Annotated in this window: 14 protein-coding genes; 3 read left to right on the top strand and 11 right to left on the bottom strand. The window is 55.5% G+C overall.

The window, feature by feature from the left end:
* The first annotated feature begins 23 nt into the window (after nt 1-23).
* The gene (locus LQ945_RS01550) at nt 24-959 is read left to right on the top strand and encodes a LysR substrate-binding domain-containing protein (protein WP_270102138.1); all 936 of its coding nucleotides are present in this window, start codon (nt 24-26) and stop codon (nt 957-959) included.
* Here the strand turns inward: LQ945_RS01550 and pcaC are convergent.
* The 6 genes from pcaC to LQ945_RS01580 all read right to left on the bottom strand — a co-directional run bounded on the left by pcaC (nt 956) and on the right by LQ945_RS01580 (nt 8,150).
* The gene (gene pcaC, locus LQ945_RS01555; RefSeq protein ID WP_270102139.1) at nt 956-1,345 is read right to left on the bottom strand and encodes a 4-carboxymuconolactone decarboxylase; all 390 of its coding nucleotides are present in this window, start codon (nt 1,343-1,345) and stop codon (nt 956-958) included. The two genes, LQ945_RS01550 and pcaC, sit on opposite strands and share 4 nt — an antisense overlap.
* Nucleotides 1,335-2,702 carry a 3-carboxy-cis,cis-muconate cycloisomerase gene (locus LQ945_RS01560; RefSeq protein WP_270102140.1) on the bottom strand — a complete coding sequence of 456 codons (1,368 nt, stop codon included), beginning with the start codon at nt 2,700-2,702 and terminating at the stop codon, nt 1,335-1,337. Before LQ945_RS01560 ends, pcaC begins: the two co-directional genes overlap by 11 nt.
* A 132-nt stretch (nt 2,703-2,834) precedes the next feature.
* Nucleotides 2,835-4,013 carry a 4-hydroxybenzoate 3-monooxygenase gene (locus tag LQ945_RS01565; RefSeq protein ID WP_262239549.1) on the bottom strand — a complete coding sequence of 393 codons (1,179 nt, stop codon included), beginning with the start codon at nt 4,011-4,013 and terminating at the stop codon, nt 2,835-2,837.
* A 10-nt stretch (nt 4,014-4,023) separates the two neighbouring features.
* Nucleotides 4,024-5,379, bottom strand: a complete 1,356-nt coding sequence (locus LQ945_RS01570) for an MFS transporter (RefSeq protein WP_270102141.1) — start codon at nt 5,377-5,379, stop codon at nt 4,024-4,026.
* Nucleotides 5,380-5,915: 536 nt separating this feature from the next.
* Nucleotides 5,916-6,794, bottom strand: coding sequence for an ATP-grasp fold amidoligase family protein (locus LQ945_RS01575; RefSeq protein ID WP_269935529.1), 879 nt, complete (start codon nt 6,792-6,794; stop codon nt 5,916-5,918).
* A 45-nt stretch (nt 6,795-6,839) separates the two neighbouring features.
* A complete protein-coding gene (locus LQ945_RS01580) occupies nt 6,840-8,150 on the bottom strand; it encodes a lysine N(6)-hydroxylase/L-ornithine N(5)-oxygenase family protein (RefSeq protein ID WP_270102142.1) in 1,311 nt (436 codons plus the stop codon).
* Nucleotides 8,151-9,444: 1,294 nt separating this feature from the next.
* Between LQ945_RS01580 and LQ945_RS01585 the strand changes: the two genes are divergently transcribed.
* A complete protein-coding gene (locus LQ945_RS01585; protein WP_270103035.1) occupies nt 9,445-10,074 on the top strand; it encodes a TetR/AcrR family transcriptional regulator in 630 nt (209 codons plus the stop codon).
* A gap of 23 nt (nt 10,075-10,097) precedes the next feature.
* On the top strand, nt 10,098-10,931 hold the full coding sequence (locus LQ945_RS01590; RefSeq protein ID WP_044551322.1) for an IclR family transcriptional regulator domain-containing protein: 834 nt from the start codon (nt 10,098-10,100) through the stop codon (nt 10,929-10,931).
* Here the strand turns inward: LQ945_RS01590 and LQ945_RS01595 are convergent.
* The 5 genes from LQ945_RS01595 to LQ945_RS01615 all read right to left on the bottom strand — a co-directional run bounded on the left by LQ945_RS01595 (nt 10,928) and on the right by LQ945_RS01615 (nt 16,877).
* A complete protein-coding gene (locus LQ945_RS01595) occupies nt 10,928-12,265 on the bottom strand; it encodes a D-serine ammonia-lyase (protein WP_270102143.1) in 1,338 nt (445 codons plus the stop codon). The two genes, LQ945_RS01590 and LQ945_RS01595, sit on opposite strands and share 4 nt — an antisense overlap.
* A gap of 210 nt (nt 12,266-12,475) precedes the next feature.
* The gene (locus LQ945_RS01600; RefSeq protein ID WP_270102144.1) at nt 12,476-12,946 is read right to left on the bottom strand and encodes a VOC family protein; all 471 of its coding nucleotides are present in this window, start codon (nt 12,944-12,946) and stop codon (nt 12,476-12,478) included.
* A gap of 14 nt (nt 12,947-12,960) precedes the next feature.
* Nucleotides 12,961-13,314: a DUF1428 domain-containing protein gene (locus LQ945_RS01605; RefSeq protein WP_270102145.1), complete on the bottom strand. Its 354-nt coding sequence runs from the start codon at nt 13,312-13,314 to the stop codon at nt 12,961-12,963.
* A gap of 113 nt (nt 13,315-13,427) precedes the next feature.
* Entirely contained in the window at nt 13,428-14,870 is a 1,443-nt protein-coding gene (locus LQ945_RS01610) for a sensor domain-containing diguanylate cyclase (protein ID WP_270102146.1), read from the bottom strand.
* A 312-nt stretch (nt 14,871-15,182) separates the two neighbouring features.
* Entirely contained in the window at nt 15,183-16,877 is a 1,695-nt protein-coding gene (locus LQ945_RS01615) for a glycoside hydrolase family 13 protein (RefSeq protein WP_269935524.1), read from the bottom strand.
* Nucleotides 16,878-16,891 lie beyond the last annotated feature (14 nt).

Below are 16,891 nucleotides of genomic sequence, written 5' to 3' on the forward strand. Positions count from 1 at the left end.
AGGAAAACTTCCTACACTGAGGTATGAAAAAAGCCAATTTATTTATTCAGCGCATGCGCTTACGCCACATCAACGGTTTTGTTGCCGTCGCGCAGGAGCGCTCGCTAAGCCGGGCCGCCGAAAAACTGAGCCTGAGCCAGCCGGCGCTGTCCAAAACGCTCACCGAACTGGAAGCCCTGACCGGTAACCGGTTGCTGGTGCGTCATCGACAGGGCACGTTGCTGACCGAACAGGGCGAGCAATTTCTTGGTTATGCCACACGGGTGTTGGAAGCCTTGACCGCCGCCGGGCATGCGCTCGATCGGCTCGAGGACGCACCGGCCAAAATGTTGCGTATCGGTACCCTGCCGACCACCGCGCTGGGCATGCTGCCGCAGTCCATCGGACAGTACCAACAGGCGCATCCTTATTCACGGGTCCAGGTGATCACCGGCACCAACACCGGGTTGTTGGCTCAGCTTAAGGCCGGTGAGATTGACGTAGCGATAGGCCGAATGGCGGATCCGGAAATGATGAGCGGGCTGGCTTTCGAACTGTTGCTGCTGGAATCGTTGCTGATGGTGACCCGACCGGGCCATCCGTTGCTAAGCGAAACTGTCACCCTGGAGCGCGCGCTGAGTTATTCCGCCATCGTCTCGCCCAAAGGTACGGTGCCGCGCCACAATACCGAGAGTTTGCTGTCGACGCAGGGGTTCAGCCTGCCCGCCCAATACATTGAAACGCTTTCCGCCTCGCTGGCGCGTCAAATGACGCTGCAATTTGACTATGTGTGGTTTGTGCCGTCCAGCGCGGTAAAAGCCGATATTGTCACCGGGCAGTTGGTGCCCTTGCCGCTGCCCACCCAAGGCATGGAGGAAGCGGTGGGCATTCTGACTCGCAATGACGGTCAGCTGAGCGAGGCGGTACTGGCCTTCATCGCGACGGTGCGCAATATTGCCGGCGCTGCGAGATCGGCTTAATCGCCCTGCGCATCCTGTTCGGCAAACACCTCCGCCGCCAGATGAAATGCCGAGTTCGCCGCCGGCAAACCGCAGTACAGTGCGCTCTGCATCAGCACTTCCTTGATTTCCTCGCGAGTCACGCCGTTGTTCACCGCCGCTTTCAGGTGCATGAGCAGTTCGGCCTCGCGATTAAGGGCTATCAGCATGGCAATGGTGATCAGGCTACGGGTGTGGCGCGCCAGCCCGGGGCGGGTCCAGATCTCGCCCCAGGCATAGCGGCTGATAAAGTCCTGAAACTCTTCGTTCAACGGGGTGAGTTGACTGAGAGTGCGGTCCACATGCGCGTCCCCCAAAACCGCCCTGCGTACCTCAATGCCCTGCTGATAACGTTGTTCATCCTTCATGTTTATGGACTCCTGAAGTTAATTCCGTAGCCTGTTGCAGCACCCGCTGGGTAAAGATCCGCGCACTGCCGAGATACTGCTGTGGATCCAGCAATTCATGCAGCCGTTGCGACGTTAAGTTCGCCATGACGACCGGATCGTCCAGCAAAACCGCCAGCAACGTGAGCCCCTGCGCCAGCGCCTGATGGCACTGTTTTTCGATGTGATGATGCGCTTGCTGGCGGCCAATAGCCTCACCCAGGGCCATCGTCACCGCTTCCGCCATGATCAACCCGTCGGTTAACTTCAGGTTATGTTGCATCTGCTGAGGGAACACCTGCAACCCGGCGATCAAATCAGCGGCGGTATGCAAAGCACCTGACGCCAACATCACCAGCTCCGGCAGGCTTTCCCATTCTGCATGCCAGCCGCCCAAACCGCGCTCGTGCTCCTGTACCATGGCGGCATAGAGCCCCCCTGCCAGCGCCGGAACCCGATTGGCCGCCGCGAGGATCACCGCGCAGGCCACCGGATTACGCTTGTGCGGCATGGTGGAAGAGCCGCCGCGTCCCGCCGCCGCCGGTTCGGCCACTTCCGCCACTTCGGTTTGGGTCAGCAAGGAGATATCACGCGCCAATTTACCCAGCGACCCGGTTAACCCGGCGTACCAGCCGGCGATTTCCAGCAGGCGATCGCGTTGGCTGTGCCAGGGCGTATGGGCCGCGGTCAGTTGCAGGCCGACAGCCAGCGTAGTCACCAGTTCCGCCCCCTGCTCACCCAACGACGCCAGCGTGCCGGCGGCACCGCCCAGCTGCAGCGTCAACACGCGCGGTCGCATTTCTTCCAACCGCTGCCGAAAGCGCAACAGCGCATCCAGCGTCCCCGCCAGCTTTAAGCCCAGCGTGGTCGGCAATGCATGCTGCATCCAGGTGCGACCGACCAGCACGCAATCCTGATAACGGGTGATTTGCTGCACCAACGCCGCCATCAGTCGATCCAGGTCGCGCTGTGTTAATGCCAGTACGTTTCGCAGTTGCAGCATCAATCCGGTGTCGAGAGCATCCTGACTGGTTGCGCCCCAATGCACGAAGCGAGCGGCATGGGCATCCTGCTGTGCCACCCGTGCCGTCAGTTGTTTAACCAGAGGGATCGCCAGATTACCGGCCTGCGCGGCTGCCTGCGCCAAGTCGGTCTCATCGAATAAGGCACTGTGGCAGGCTTCAGCGATCCGCTGGGCCGCCTCCTGGGGAATAATGCCAAGGCGGGCCTGAGCCGCAGCCAACGCCGCTTCGAAATCCAGCATTCCCTGCAGCGTGGCGGCATCGCTAAAACAAGCCGTCACCGCTGATGACCGCAGCAACGGCGTCAGTAACTCCATAGATCCTCCGGGCAAAAGCAATTTTCCCGATGATGGCGCGACGCAGCCGGCAGCGTCAACAACGATAAACGCTACCTTGGGCGATTATCGAAACAATCGTCAATTTTATTGATATTTGTGATACCAACCGGATCACATCATCTGAAAGGGCGAACCGACGTAGTTCTCCGCCAGCACCGTCATGGCGCTGCGTGACTTCACGGTGTATTGCAGTTCAGACAGCTGCAGGCGTTGCTGAAACGCACTGTCGTCCTGGTGGGTGTGCAGCATATTGGTCATCCACCAGGAAAAATGCTCGGCGCGCCAAACCCGTTGCAGGGCATCGTCGCTGTAGCTGTCCAGTCGCCGCCAGCTCTTATGCCGGTAAAATGCCTCAAGCGCCTGCGACAACAGGCAGACGTCCGCCATCGCCAGGTTCAACCCCTTTGCCCCGGTCGGCGGCACGATATGCGCCGAGTCCCCGGCCAGCAGCAGGCGTTTGCAACGCATTGGTTCAGTGACGAAGCTGCGCATACCAACCACGTTTTTCTGGAAGATGCGCCCCTTTTTCAGTGACCAGCCATCGTGATTTTCCAGCCGGCTTTCCAGTTCGTTCCAGATGCGATCGTCTGACCAGTGGTCGACATTTTCCGCCGGGTCACACTGGAAATACATGCGCTGCACGCCCGGCGAGCGTGTGCTGATCAGTGCAAACCCGCGTGCATGTCTGGCGTAGATAAGTTCATCGCTGGACGGCGGCGCGTCCACCAAAATGCCGAACCAGCCGAAGGGATAAACCCGGGTGTAGTCCTGACGCAGCCCGCCGGGCATTGCGGCCCGGCTGATGCCGTGAAACCCGTCGCAGCCAATGACAAAATCGCAGTCAAGCCGCCGTTGTTCGCCGTTGTGGCGGTAATGCACCTGTGGCCTTTCGCTGTCCAGCCCCTTCAGTGCCACCTCCTCCACCTCAAAATGGAGTTGCCCCTGCGCGGCCTGCCGGGCGGCAATCATATCTTTCAGCACCTCGTGCTGAGCGTAAACGGTGATCGCCCGGTCGGTCAGTTCCGTTAAGTCGATCCGGTGTTGTTGGCCACCAAATGCCAGCCGGATGCCATGGTGCTGTGCCCCTTCTCTGCGCATGCGCTCGCCCAGCCCGGTTTGATTGAGCAAATCTACCGTTCCCTGTTCGAGTACCCCGGCGCGAATGGTCGATTCCACCGCCTGTTGGCTGCGTGACTCCAGCACTACCGACTCGATGCCCTGTAAATGCAGCAGGTGCGACAACATCAATCCGGCCGGGCCGGCACCAATAATCGCTATTTGTGTCCGCATGGTTATCTCCTTATAAGGCTTTGTTGAGCGAACCGGACAATGCCGCCGCTTTGCTGGAAAAGTGTTTGGCCACCAGAGCCAGTGCCGCCACCAGTGCAGGGATCGCCAACAGGGTAAAAATGGTGCTGAACGACAGCTGCATTTGCATCAGCACCCCGCCGCTCATGGCCCCCAGAATGCCGCCGAAGCGTCCCAGCCCCAGCATCCAGGCGACACCGGTCGCTCGCCCCTGTGTGGGATAGAAACCGGCAGCCAGCGCAGGCATCGATGACTGCGCGCCATTCATGCAGGTTCCGGCGATAAAGACGGTCACGGCCATCAGCAGTGGATCGGTGTAGACGTAGCCAATCGCGCAGACGAACACCCCGGTTAACAGATAGCCCACCGCCACCACCTTGTGCGGGTTCATCCGGTCCATCAGCCAACCGATGATCAGCACGCCAATACCGCCGCCTAAAGGAAACAGCGCGGTAATCAGCGAGGCCTGGCGGATAGAAGCCCCGGTTTCACGGATCAGCAGCGGCAACCAACTGGTCAACAGGTAGAAAATCATCAGTCCCATAAAATAAGTCAGGCACAGCATCAGCGTCCCCAACAGATAACGCGGGGAGAAAATCACCCCCAGCGCCGACTTGTTCTTTACCTGCCCGTCTTCGCTCAGGCTAAAGTGCAGCGGTTCGACGAGATTGAGCGGTGCAATACGCTTGAGCACGGCAGCAATACGCTGCGCCGGGTAGCCGTGCACCACCATAAATCGCGCGGACTCCGGCAGCGCGACAATCAACACCACCGCCAGCAGCAGCGGCATTACCCCACCCAGCACCATCACGCTCTGCCAGCCGAGATGCGGGATCAGCCAGGCGGAAACGAAGCCCCCCATCGATGATCCCAACGGAAAGCCGCAGAACATCAGGTTTACCAACAGTGCGCGTTTACGCTCCGGGGCATATTCCGACATTAAAGTGGCCGCGTTCGGCATCGCGGCGCCCAGCCCCAGGCCGGTTAAAAAGCGCAGCAACGTCAGCATCGGCAACGTGGTGGCAAAGGCCGTCAACAAACTGAAGCCGCCAAACAGGATCAGCGACAGGACCAGCACCTTTTTGCGACCGATACGATCCGCCAGCGGTCCGGCGGTAAGCGCGCCAACCGCCAGGCCGACCAGGGCGGCGCTCATTACCGGCCCCAGCGAGGTTTTCTCAATCCCCCAGTCCTGCACCAGTGAGGTAGCGATAAAGCCGATGATTGCAGTGTCGAACCCGTCCAACGCCACGGTCAAAAAACACAGAACCAGGATCAACCACTGGTAACGTGAGAAAGGGTTGTTATTGATAAACGACTGAATTTCTAGCGTGTTTGGCTGGGACATAGAGCGTTTCCTGGGTTGGTCTGGCGAAATAAACCCTGCGGATACGGCCAGGCATTCCCCTGGCAAAGCCGCTAATTGTGCGATTATCGAAACTTGGTTCGTTAATCGCCTAATTATCAAAGCATCGGCGGCTATAAGTTTCAATATTGTTAAATCAATTAGCGTGCGATAACCGAACGAGAAAAGAGCGATATTCACATAACCAGATTATTTTCAGACGGATACGTCATATTCACGTAAGGCGATGGGGCATGGATTCTGTGAGCCGATTAACATTGAGGAAACATGACTGGCTGCGCACCAATAAAAACACCCTGCGGGGTACAGGGTGTCAGACTGCTGAAAAACACTCAAAAAGGCTAAATCGGTAGGGGTCGAACATGTTCGACCCGATTTAACTCATTGATTATGCTATTGGGCGCAGCGTGCAGCGCCCCTACCATTAAACAACAGAGCACATTGACAACGGCCTCACCCCCTGCGGGGCACAGGGGGTGGGAACTTCTACTATTGCGGGCTATTGAACACACCCACGGTTATTTCAGTTTAAGCATCTCCCCAAGCAGGATATCCGTGGGTTCGAGGATATCCGTATCAATCCCTGCTGAGGGGGTGAAGGTCAACTCGCCAAAGATCACTTTGCCATTGGAGATATAGAAATCGACGCGGACAAACTCAAACGGCGCCGAGAGCTTTCTGGCGTAGTCAAAAAGCTCATCGTAGCCTTCCGGCTTAACAAAAGCCGCGACCTCTTCTGGGCCAAGGGCCAGGCAGTCTTGGCTGTAGCACAGGAACTTGAAGTCCTTATCGAAAAAGTAATATTTCGGCATGCCCTTGTCCCTGCCGACACAAAGCAACGTGCAGTAGGGAACGCCATTGAAACAGTATATTTTGTAGTCTTCGGGACCATGGCCGCCAGGTGACTCTATATACTTCTCACCGATTATCTTTTTATTGATTTTCTTGTAGTTTAATTCCGCGTAGACCTTCCAATAGTCCTCCCGCATCCAGTTATCTATGATTTTGGAGGCACGACCGATGTCCAGCTTGCTTTTATCCTGGCAAATCAGGTTGTAACCGGAGCCATGGTTGCCCTTGATGACAAACTTGTCGGGCAACGAATCCCATGGGATCTCATCGACCGTGTCGCAGGCGAAGTACAGCTCATTGAGAATTTCTTCGCATCCCTGCGCCTTCAAATACTCTCGCACGGCGTATTTGTCCGCACACTGCGTGACCAGCGCATTTTTGCTGTAGCCGTTCAGTTTGAGGTAGTTGATTTTTTCGTTCCACGTCACCGGCGGATTAAGGTTTAATTTTTTTCCAAATGCCTTTTTATAGATAAATTTTGTCTTGAAAGTCGGCGTAAATGTCGCCAATTGATTCATGATAAATTTATTAATGTTTTTTCTCATACGCCCTGTCTCATCATTATGACGAAAAAATTAAAACGGTGACGGTTAGACACCAAAGGAAGCTGATGCGGTGGCTTTTTCTTGCTCACTGCGCCACTGGATCATCGCCGGGGTGGTGCTTAAATCAAACTGGTTGCGGCCTAAGGCGCGATTGAGAATGCAGGCCGAACGCCAAGCCATCAGGCTCAGTTGGGGATCGGCAATGCCGTGGTGGTGCATGCTGGCGTTGACGGCAAACAAACAGTTTCCCTCGGCGCCTGGTCGCGCAAGGGTAAAATCAGAGGCAATGCGATATTGTCCGTCAGCGGTGGTTGATAAAACGCCGGCCAGGGAGTCAAGAAACGCCGGTCGTGCCTGTTGATAGCCGGTCGCAAAAATCACCACGTCGGCGTCAAAGGTTTCTCGACCTTGATCAAGGTGATGCTGCGTCTCCAACCGATAGGCATGGTCTTGGGTGCTGAGAGCAGTCACTGAACGGCTGGGCAGCAGCTGTACCCATCGCTTCTCACGGAGCACATCGAAGCGATGATACATGGCGCGATAAATCGCCAACAGAGACTCGCTGGTGATGCCATCAGACGTCATTTTCTGTTCGTGCAGCATGTGCCGTTTGGCCTCATTGCCCAGCGTGCAGAACTTCTCGACATACTCAGGGGTAAAATACTCGTTAGCAAATGCCGCTTCATCCAGAGCGTTGTAATTGTTACGCCGGGATAGCCAGCTCAGGTGTTCTGGCTGACCCCATTCCCCTTTAAAAATGTTCAGGAACAGATCGGCACCGCTTTGCCCCCCGCCCACGATGGCCACGCGTTTTCCGGCAAGATTCGGTTGGCGCAACATCATTTCGCTGGCGTGGAAGCATTGATCATTTTGCTGTGTCACGCAGTCAGGCAGTTTGATTTGCTTGCCAATCCCCACGCACAGGTGTTTGGCGTAGAGCACATCATTCTGGGTAGTGACGACAAAGTGCCGCTGCTGGTCATCAAACTCCACATGCTGAACCTCTTGGTTGAACGCCAGTGAGTCCAAACCCGTTGCTGCCCAGTTCAGGTAGTCGGCGAACTCTTCGCGCGAAGCAGTGCGTTGCTCGGTGGTCAGGAAACGGTAGAACTTTTTCTTTTTCACCAGATAGTTGAGAAAGCTATAAGGGTTGGTAGGGGCAACGGCAGTGACCAGATCCTTTAAAAAATTCGTCTGCATGCTGCTCTCTGCCAGGATCATGCCTGGATGCCAGGAAAAGTGCGGTTTGCGTTCGAGGAATTTGCAACTGAATCCCTCGATTTCGCTAGCAAGCGCAGCAATACTGAGGTTGGACGGACCGATGCCAATACCGATAAAGTCCAAACGCTGGTTCATTGAGTGTGCTCCTGAATAAGTAAACATATTTACCAGATATATAATATTGGCCTGATAAAATACCGTAACGAAACTTAACGCCGGCATGGGAATGATAGAAACCTCTCAATTGAGCGGCCCTATCGAAAACACCCTGCATTATCGCCGTGTGAATTTGGCGCACTAGCCAAGACGGTAAAAATAACCGGATCACCCCGGCAATTTATTACCTTGGGGCGTTAAGTTAAATGTTTCAGCCAGCCATTCTTCCGTAAAAGTAAAAAAACACTTTACAGCATTATAAAAAGAGAGTGTTTGGGGAGAGGTTTTTAAGACCCTAAAACCTAATGAATTAACAGAGTAATTCATAACATATCCCTATGTTAATCTGCATACCACGCATGGCATCTTCCTTGATCAGATATTGCCAAATGAGAGTAGCGCTAAAGTTGCACTCTGGCATGTGAAAAAAAATAATATTGAGGCCAAAACCCACGTTGTTATTGTAAAATTAAAAGTGAAATCGTAAAAAATGCTAAAATTTCACCTTGGTTTAGCTACCGTTGCAGGTGGGCTTTACCAAGTGAAACCTGCACCAAGGCGGCGTTGGGCCTGACAACACCGTTTCCAGTCCTCCCAAAAATGAGGCCATTCAGCCTGAGCCTGTCCCTTAAACTGGCTTTTGCACCCCTTCGGTTGTTGTGGCTGTCCGGCTCCAATATTTCACCTGTTATTGTGCTCTTAACCGCGGATATCCAATCTGACTTTCCGATAATATCGTTGCTTTGACATCCATGGAGACATTCTCGGCCTTGAATTTTCTTACCCCTCCCCCTCATTTTTTAAAGTACTTCTTTATTAATCATCTTCAAAACACTGAATATCAAAACCGCTAGAGGCCAGAAAAAAGCGAGCGTACTCATCAGTACAAATCATCACCAGCAGCAGGTGGTTTACTGTTTCGCCTCTGAATTAAGATTTTTATGCAAAAGGTCGTATCGAAAGAATTAATCAGTTTGCCCACACGGCGGAAATTAGAAAACAAATTCTGTGCTGTTGCATTTGTTCTTAGGTACGTTATTTAACCTTCCTTATTCCCCTGTTCTGTTGCCTAAACTTAAAAACCTACAGTGGATATATCATCACATACAGGTATCATCCCGATACGCCATTATTAGTGCGTAACCTGAGGGTGGTTCAACATGATGAGCTTCGCAAAGCGCTAACGTGCCAGATTGTATTGCCGACGAACCCCGGTTAATCTTAACCGGTGCCCTCTAAAAGATAAGTGACTGATGTTTTGAAGAATGACGAGATGCCCGCCACCAAGCGCAAAAATGACCCCGTAGGCCTGAAACAGCGCATTTTCGCTGCGGCGCTGAGCGAGTTTGCCGAAGCCGGCCTTAAAGGCGGTCGCATGGAGAACATTGCCGAGCATGCGGCCACCACCAAACGTATGGTGGTATATCATTTCAAAAATAAGGAGTCGCTCTACATAGAGGTGTTGGAACATGTCTATCAGCATATCCGCGCACACGAATCGGGCCTGGATCTGCATGCGTTGCCACCGGTAGAAGCCATGGCCCGCCTGGCAGAGGAAAGCTTCAATTATCATGCAGAGCATCCTGACTTCATCCGCGTGATCTGTATGGAGAACATGATGCGCGGTCAGTACATTCGTCAGTCGCTCCGCATCAAGGCGCTGAATCAAAGCGCACTGACCTTGCTTGAGGATATTTTGCAGCGAGGTAAACAAGCGCAACTGTTCATTGCCGACGTCAGCGCTACAGACGTGCACCGCTTGATCAGCAGCCTGTGTTTCCACTATGTGGCCAACCGGTACACCTTCAATACGCTGTTTGAAAGCCATGAACCTGCGGAAGATCAGGTGATCCGTAATCGTCAATTGACCGTCATGGCAACGCTGCGCTACGTGACACTGTAAGTTCCAACCTGGGAGCCCGTGTGATGACCAAAACCTCTGGCGGAGAAGAGATTTCCGCACCTGATGCTTTACTGTCCCCTGCCAGTGGCGATCCTTTCAAGGGCGATCCCAACTTTATGGCGTCGCTGGCTCGCGGTCTTGAGGTTATCCAGGCTTTTACCCCGCAGCGCCGCCTGATGTCCATTTCCCAAATCAGTCAGAAAACCGGTATTCCGCGCGCGGCGGTGCGCCGTTGCCTGTATACGCTAAACAAATTAGGCTTCGTCTACGCGCAGGACGGCAAGAATTTTGAGCTGCGTCCGCGCATTCTGACGCTGGCCCACGCCTATCTTGGCGCCACACCGCTGGCCAAAGCCACCCAGCCGGTGCTGAAACACATCAGCCAGTTGTTGAATGAGTCCTGCTCTATCGCCACGCTGGACGGTGACAATATCCTGTATATCGCTCGCGCCTCTGCCGAGCGCATTATGACGATCGATCTGAACATAGGCAGTCGCCTGCCGGCCTTCGCCACCTCAATGGGCCGCGTGCTGTTAAGCCATTTGCCACCCGATAAACGTGATGATTACCTGCAGCGCATCACCCTGATGCGCTATACGCAATACACCATCGGTTCGATCGACAAACTGCGCGATGAACTGGATAAGGTTCGCGCGCAGGGTTATGCGATAAACGATCAGGAACTGGAGATCGGTCTGCGTTCGATTGCCGTGCCAATCGCCTCGATTGACGGGGTGGTCACCGCCGCATTAAACGTGGGTGTGCAGGCCGGTCATGTCCCGCTAAGCGAGCTGACCGACCGCATCTTGCCGATCCTGTTGGAAGGCGCGCAGGAGCTTTCGTTACTGAGCCATTAAAGGGACTGCTGAGCCGCAGCCAGGTATTTCGTCATCTCCGCTTCCGGCACCATGCCGCCGCCGGTTGCCCACACCAGGTGGGTAGCATGGTTCATCTGCTCCTCATTCAAGCCCTGGCTCGTCAACCACTCAGCATTGGCCGCAACGCGCCATGGCCCTGGCATCCCCGCCAGCGCGGAGGGCTCGAGCCGGATATGTTCATGGCGGTCCAACAGCCCTAACAGCGCAAACATCTCTTGATCGCTCAGGGTATAGAACCCCGCAAGCAGGCGTTCCATCGCCCGGCCGACAAAACCGGAGGCGCGCCCCACCGCCAATCCATCAGCGGCAGTTTGGTTGTCGATGCCCAGATCCTGGACCGAGATACCGTCGTGCAACCCGGTATGCACACCAAGCAGCATGCATGGCGAGTGCGTTGGCTCGGCAAAGATGCAGCGTACGTGGTCACCGAAGGCCAGCTTCAAGCCAAATGCCACGCCGCCGGGACCGCCGCCGACGCCACAGGGCAGATAAACAAACAAAGGATGCTGAGCATCGACCCGGATGCCACTCTCGGCAAACTGGCGCTTCAACCGCTCCCCGGCCACGGCATAACCCAGGAACAGCGTTTGCGAATTTTCGTCATCGATGAAGAAGCAGCGCGGATCGCTCGCCGCCTGCAAACGGCCCTGTTCGACGGCGACCCCATAATCTTGTTCATACTCCACCACATTGACGCCGTTATCGCGCAGCTTTTGCTTTTTCCATTCGCGAGCATCCGCCGACATGTGCACGCTGACGCTAAAACCAAGGCGAGCGCTGATAATGCCGATCGACATCCCGAGGTTGCCGGTTGACCCTACGGCAATGCGATAACCGCCGAAAAACTCGCGGAACTCCGGCGAAAACAGCTTGGCATAGTCATCCGTCAACTGCAGCAGCCCGGCTTCCAGAGCCAGCTTTTCCGCATGCGCCAGCACCTCGTAAATACCGCCGCGCGCCTTGATCGAACCGGAGATCGGCAGATGGCTGTCTTTTTTAAGCAGCAACCGCCCGCCAAGCGTCAGGCCATAGCGTTGATTCAATGCCGTTTGCATCGCAGGCAGAGCGACCACTTCAGACTCGATCACGCCTTGTGTTGCTCGGGTTTCCGGAAAAGCGGCGCTGAGATAAGGGGCAAAACGCGCCAGACGCTGCTGGGCGTCACTCACGTCCGCGGCACCAAGACCGACGTAGGGCAGCCCGACCTGCAAAGTCGTCGCTTGCGGGTTGAACCAGGTCACCGGCTTAAGGTCGATCAGCTCCTGCACCAGCGGGAATTGCGTCACTAATTGCTGAATCTGTGTCTTTTCCATTGTTATTCTCTGCGCTGCAAAAAGGTTAGCCCTAGAGTGCAGCGATTCGCCTGAGCTGACAAATGATAAAAAATCAGCCTTACATGAGCAGTATTGATGCAATAAGGTGATTTACGTCAATTTATAAACTTTAGGTAGGTTTTGAATGATAATGAATCACCTATAACGCCCCGCAGGGCAACCTGCTGCGGGGCATTTGCCAAGGCTATATTATTCACGAGCCGCCGCTTCCAACCCGGCAATGTCCAGTTTGACCATCTGTAGCATCGCTTCGGTGACCCTTCTCACCTTCAGGCTATCGGGGTCACTCATCAGCTCCGTCAGCCGCTTGGGCACGATCTGCCAGCTCAATCCCCACCGGTCGCGCAACCAACCGCACTGTTCGACGCTGCCACCGTCGCTCAGCGCTTCCCACAGTCGATCCACTTCGGACTGGTCCGCACATTCGACCATGATGGAAAAGCTGTGATTGAACGGATCCAGGGGGCCGGCTTCAATCGCCGCATAGCGCTGATCGCCCAGAATAAAAGTCGCCAGTTTGACACTGCCTGCCGGGCCGCTGGGGGTGTCGGCGGGCAGGGTAGAGTGCCAGGTCAGGGAGGAGCCGGGGATCAAATCTATGTAACAGCGTAGTGCGGCATCCATGTCTTTCTCAAACCAAAGATGTTGGGTGATTTTCACGATATCCCCCTCCGCTATTGATCAAGGATAGGTTCGAAACCGCCGAAAATCATGCGCTTGCCGTCAAATGGCATTTGGTCACCCAGGGCTTTCATGCGCGGATCCGCCATCATCTTCTGGTTGGCATCGTCACGCACCGCCTTGGAGGGGTATTCAATCCAGCTGAACACCACCACTTCATCGGACTCGGCCTTTACTGCGCCGCGAAAATCGGTCAGTTTGCCGTCGGGGACATCATCGCCCCAACATTCCACGACCCGCGTGGCACCGAACTCTTTGAACAAGGGTGCCGCCGCAGCCGCCAGTTTTAAGTACGCCTCCTTATTGGCGGCCGGTACCGCCACGACAAAACCATCAACGTATTTCATGGGAGATTCCTCTTGTCTGTTCGACAGTCGGGGTGGCGCCGGCGGAACTGCCCGCGCCCTCTACCATTTTAGTCCCCATTAGTGAGGTCAACCATCAAGGGCGCTGGCGAAGTTCAGAGGTTGGGGTAAGTGCGTGGAAGAAATTCAGGGGTGGCGACGCGATTGCGGCCGCTGTTTTTGGCTTTGTAGACCGCCAGATCGGCGATTTTCAGCAGATTATCCAGACTCTGCCCCGATCCGCCGATGCAGGTGACCATGCCGATACTGACGGTAATCTGCAACGAGGTTCCGGCGGGCATGGTGATGGACTCGATTTCCACGCGGTGACGCAGGCGCTCGGCCAACGACAGGGCATCCTGTTGCTGAGAGATCGGTGCAACAATAGCAAACTCTTCCCCGCCCATTCGGCCAAACAGATCCTGATCGCGCAGATCGGCAGTAATGGCACGGGTGAAGGACAACAGCGCAACATCACCGCCTGCATGACCAAAGCGATCGTTGATCGACTTAAAGTAGTCGATATCCAGCATCATGATACAGACGTGCTCACCCTTTTGGCTGACCAAGCGCGTACCGCGCTGCATAAAGGCGCTACGGGTCAAGACATGGGTTAATGCGTCATGATTCGCCACGTGCTCCAGCCTGCGCAGCAGCGCATTGCGGGCGTAATTCATGCTGGCGACGGCGATCGGCCCCAGCGCCAATAGCGCCACGCCAAGGCGCATCGACACCGTGTTTTGCAGCAGTTTCATATCGAGATTGGTCGCAATCAGGCCCATGTCGATCGCCAGATGGCACCACAGCACATAGGCCAGCACGGCAATCATGGTGCTGAACAAGGAGAACGACATCGCCAGCCAAAGCAGGATTGGCATTGGGAAAATGACGGCTCCGGGGCCGCCAATCAGGATGCTGCCGGTACAGGCAATCAGCAGCAGGACCAGCACCGCCATTTTTTTACAGGTGGCATACCACAGGCTGCGTTGGGTCGCGGCCTGGCTGATGCTGCGCAAGTAGCCTTTCCCGTCGGTCGGGAAAGTCAGGATAAACGGCATCAGGGTAATGTAATGGGTGAACTCCGAAGACAGCCACAGCGCCATGGCGGGCAGGAATTGGCGGTCGAACAGCAGTACCGAAGCCCCGGCACCGACTAACGCCGTGGCGGTCGCGCTCGTCAGACAGATGGCAAACAGAAAAATGCTGGACGAAGTGCGTTCCAGAGTTCTGACCTGCGGCGATAAACGCATAAACAGGTAAAACCCGACCGCAACACCGGTAATGTTGGCGCCGTTGAGCAATACGGCTTTCCCGACCGTGCTGCCGGTGATCAGATCCGCCGCCATATAGCCCAGAATCGCCATCAGCCAACCCCAGGGACTGGCCAGCGCCGGGTAACGCACCAGGACAGCCAGCAACACCGCATTGGCCGGCCAAAAGGCGGATAACAGACCGGTGGGCCGGCTTAAGATGCCAAACAGGCACAGGCCGAACACCAGCAGGAATACGATTAACGCGTGCTGTAATTTTGTGGCACCAGGTAACTCAGTGGTGTGCATCTTGCTTCCAGAAGCTGGCAAAAAATACGAAAAATCCTGTCTGCATGACGGCGTCCAACCCTCTGGCCAGCATGCCTGACGTTGCACGCAAAACGCGCAGTCAGCCAGATATTATTGCTAGTTTTCACCGGGCTGGCATCAGCTAATTGAAAATTTAAAAATATTATTATGTTTCAATCTGTCACGCGGTGATTTGCTGAGGAGAGTGGATTCAGATGCGGGAGGCTTGCGACGCTATGGCCAATAACGGGGCGTTTGGAGGGTTACCGCCCCGGACACCGCCAGTCGGCTCCGGGGAAGCTGCAGCCAGGGTCAAACACCGTCCAGGGTTTCTCCCTGCTGATAGACCCTGGCTTCATAAGGGCGCAGCCTTAACCCTTCGCCATTGTCCTGATAGTTACCCAGTAGCCAGCGCCACGGGCCGGGTGGCAATGCCTGCGGGTCGACCTGCTGTGGTTCACCACTCAGGTTACACAGCACCAGCCCTTGCTGCTGATTCAAGCGGCGACTATAAGCGTAAATATGCGGATGCTCCGCCAGTTGCAATTGATAGCGGCCATAGATCCACACCGGATCCTGCTTGCGCAGACGGATCAGCGCCCGATAAAAATTCAGTACCGAATCGGCTTCTTCGCGCTGACGCGCCACGTTGATCTGCGGATAGTTGGCATTGACCGCAAACCAGGGCGCGACAGAGCTGAAACCCGCGTGGGCGCCGTCGTCCCACTGCATTGGCGTGCGCGAGTTGTCGCGCCCGCTGCGGCCGAGAAACGCCAGGATCTGCGCCTCGTCCATGCCCTGCTCGCGCAGCTTGGCAAAACGGTTCCTGGCGGCAACATCGTTAAAATCGGCCAGGCTCTGGAAACGGGTATTGGTCATCCCCAGCTCCTGCCCCTGATAAATAAACGGCGTTCCCTGCATCAGGAAATACATCGCGGCGATGGCAGTGGCGCTTTCGCGCCAATACAGCTTATCGTCGCCCCATTTTGACACCACGCGCGGAATATCGTGGTTTTCGACGTACAGGGCATTCCACCCCTTTCCCTCCAGCAGCGTCTGCCAGCGAGTAAATATGTCCTTCAGGCCCATCACGTCTGCCCCGGCGTGCGGCGACTGCTGATGGTTGTTTTCCCACAGCTTGACGTGCTCGAACTGGAAAATCATGTTCAAGCGGCCGTGCTGTTCGCCCACCCAGTCTTCACCCTGCTCCGCCGAGGCCCCGTTCATTTCGCCTACCGTCATGATGTCATAGCGGTTAAACACCTGTTCGCACAGGTCATCGACATACTCCAGCAGGCCCTCACAGTTCAGATGCCGCTCGAAAGACGGCACGTAACGCAGCCCCTGCGGGTTGGGCATGTCGGTCAGCCCCGGCTGCTTTTTCATATGGCAAATGGCGTCGATGCGGAAACCGTCGATGCCCTTGTCCAGCCACCAGCGCATCATGTCATACAGCGCCGCGCGCACCTGCGGGTTCTCCCAGTTCAGATCCGGTTGACGCTCCGAGAACAGATGAAGGAAGTATTGCTCGCTGCCGGGGTCATATTTCCAGGCCGAGCCGTTGAAAATGCTCTCCCAGTTGTTGGGTTCCGCGCCATTTTTACCGTCACGCCAGATATACCAATCGCGTTTGGCACTGGCTTGGGACGATCGGGATTCAATAAACCACGGATGTTCGTCAGACGTGTGGTTAACCACCAGATCGAGTATTAACCGCATCCCGCGGCCATGCACTTCTGCCAACAACCGGTCAAAGTCCGCCATGGTGCCGAACTCGGTCATAATGGCCTGATAATCGCTGATGTCGTAGCCATTGTCGTCGTTCGGCGAGCGATACATCGGACAGATCCAAATCACGTCGATACCCAGCCATTGCAGGTAATCCAACCTGGCGGTAATGCCATTCAGGTCGCCTATGCCGTCGCCGTTGGAGTCCATAAAGCTGCGCGGGTAGATTTGATACACCACCGCCTGCTTCCACCATTGCGCTGTTTGTCCACCGCTCATGCCGTTGCTCCCTT

It is taken from the genome of Serratia liquefaciens, from assembly GCF_027594825.1.
In the GTDB taxonomy this organism is placed as follows: domain Bacteria; phylum Pseudomonadota; class Gammaproteobacteria; order Enterobacterales; family Enterobacteriaceae; genus Serratia; species Serratia liquefaciens_A.

Bases quoted from the DNA above. Each gene is read 5' to 3' on its own strand.
- LQ945_RS01550 (WP_270102138.1), top strand. From the start codon at position 24: ATGAAAAAAGCCAATTTATTTATTCAGCGCATGCGCTTACGCCACATC.
- pcaC (WP_270102139.1), bottom strand. From the start codon at position 1,345: ATGAAGGATGAACAACGTTATCAGCAGGGCATTGAGGTACGCAGGGCG.
- LQ945_RS01560 (WP_270102140.1), bottom strand. From the start codon at position 2,702: ATGGAGTTACTGACGCCGTTGCTGCGGTCATCAGCGGTGACGGCTTGT.
- LQ945_RS01565 (WP_262239549.1), bottom strand. From the start codon at position 4,013: ATGCGGACACAAATAGCGATTATTGGTGCCGGCCCGGCCGGATTGATG.
- LQ945_RS01570 (WP_270102141.1), bottom strand. From the start codon at position 5,379: ATGTCCCAGCCAAACACGCTAGAAATTCAGTCGTTTATCAATAACAAC.
- LQ945_RS01575 (WP_269935529.1), bottom strand. From the start codon at position 6,794: ATGAGAAAAAACATTAATAAATTTATCATGAATCAATTGGCGACATTT.
- LQ945_RS01580 (WP_270102142.1), bottom strand. From the start codon at position 8,150: ATGAACCAGCGTTTGGACTTTATCGGTATTGGCATCGGTCCGTCCAAC.
- LQ945_RS01585 (WP_270103035.1), top strand. From the start codon at position 9,445: ATGCCCGCCACCAAGCGCAAAAATGACCCCGTAGGCCTGAAACAGCGC.
- LQ945_RS01590 (WP_044551322.1), top strand. From the start codon at position 10,098: ATGACCAAAACCTCTGGCGGAGAAGAGATTTCCGCACCTGATGCTTTA.
- LQ945_RS01595 (WP_270102143.1), bottom strand. From the start codon at position 12,265: ATGGAAAAGACACAGATTCAGCAATTAGTGACGCAATTCCCGCTGGTG.
- LQ945_RS01605 (WP_270102145.1), bottom strand. From the start codon at position 13,314: ATGAAATACGTTGATGGTTTTGTCGTGGCGGTACCGGCCGCCAATAAG.
- LQ945_RS01610 (WP_270102146.1), bottom strand. From the start codon at position 14,870: ATGCACACCACTGAGTTACCTGGTGCCACAAAATTACAGCACGCGTTA.
- LQ945_RS01615 (WP_269935524.1), bottom strand. From the start codon at position 16,877: ATGAGCGGTGGACAAACAGCGCAATGGTGGAAGCAGGCGGTGGTGTAT.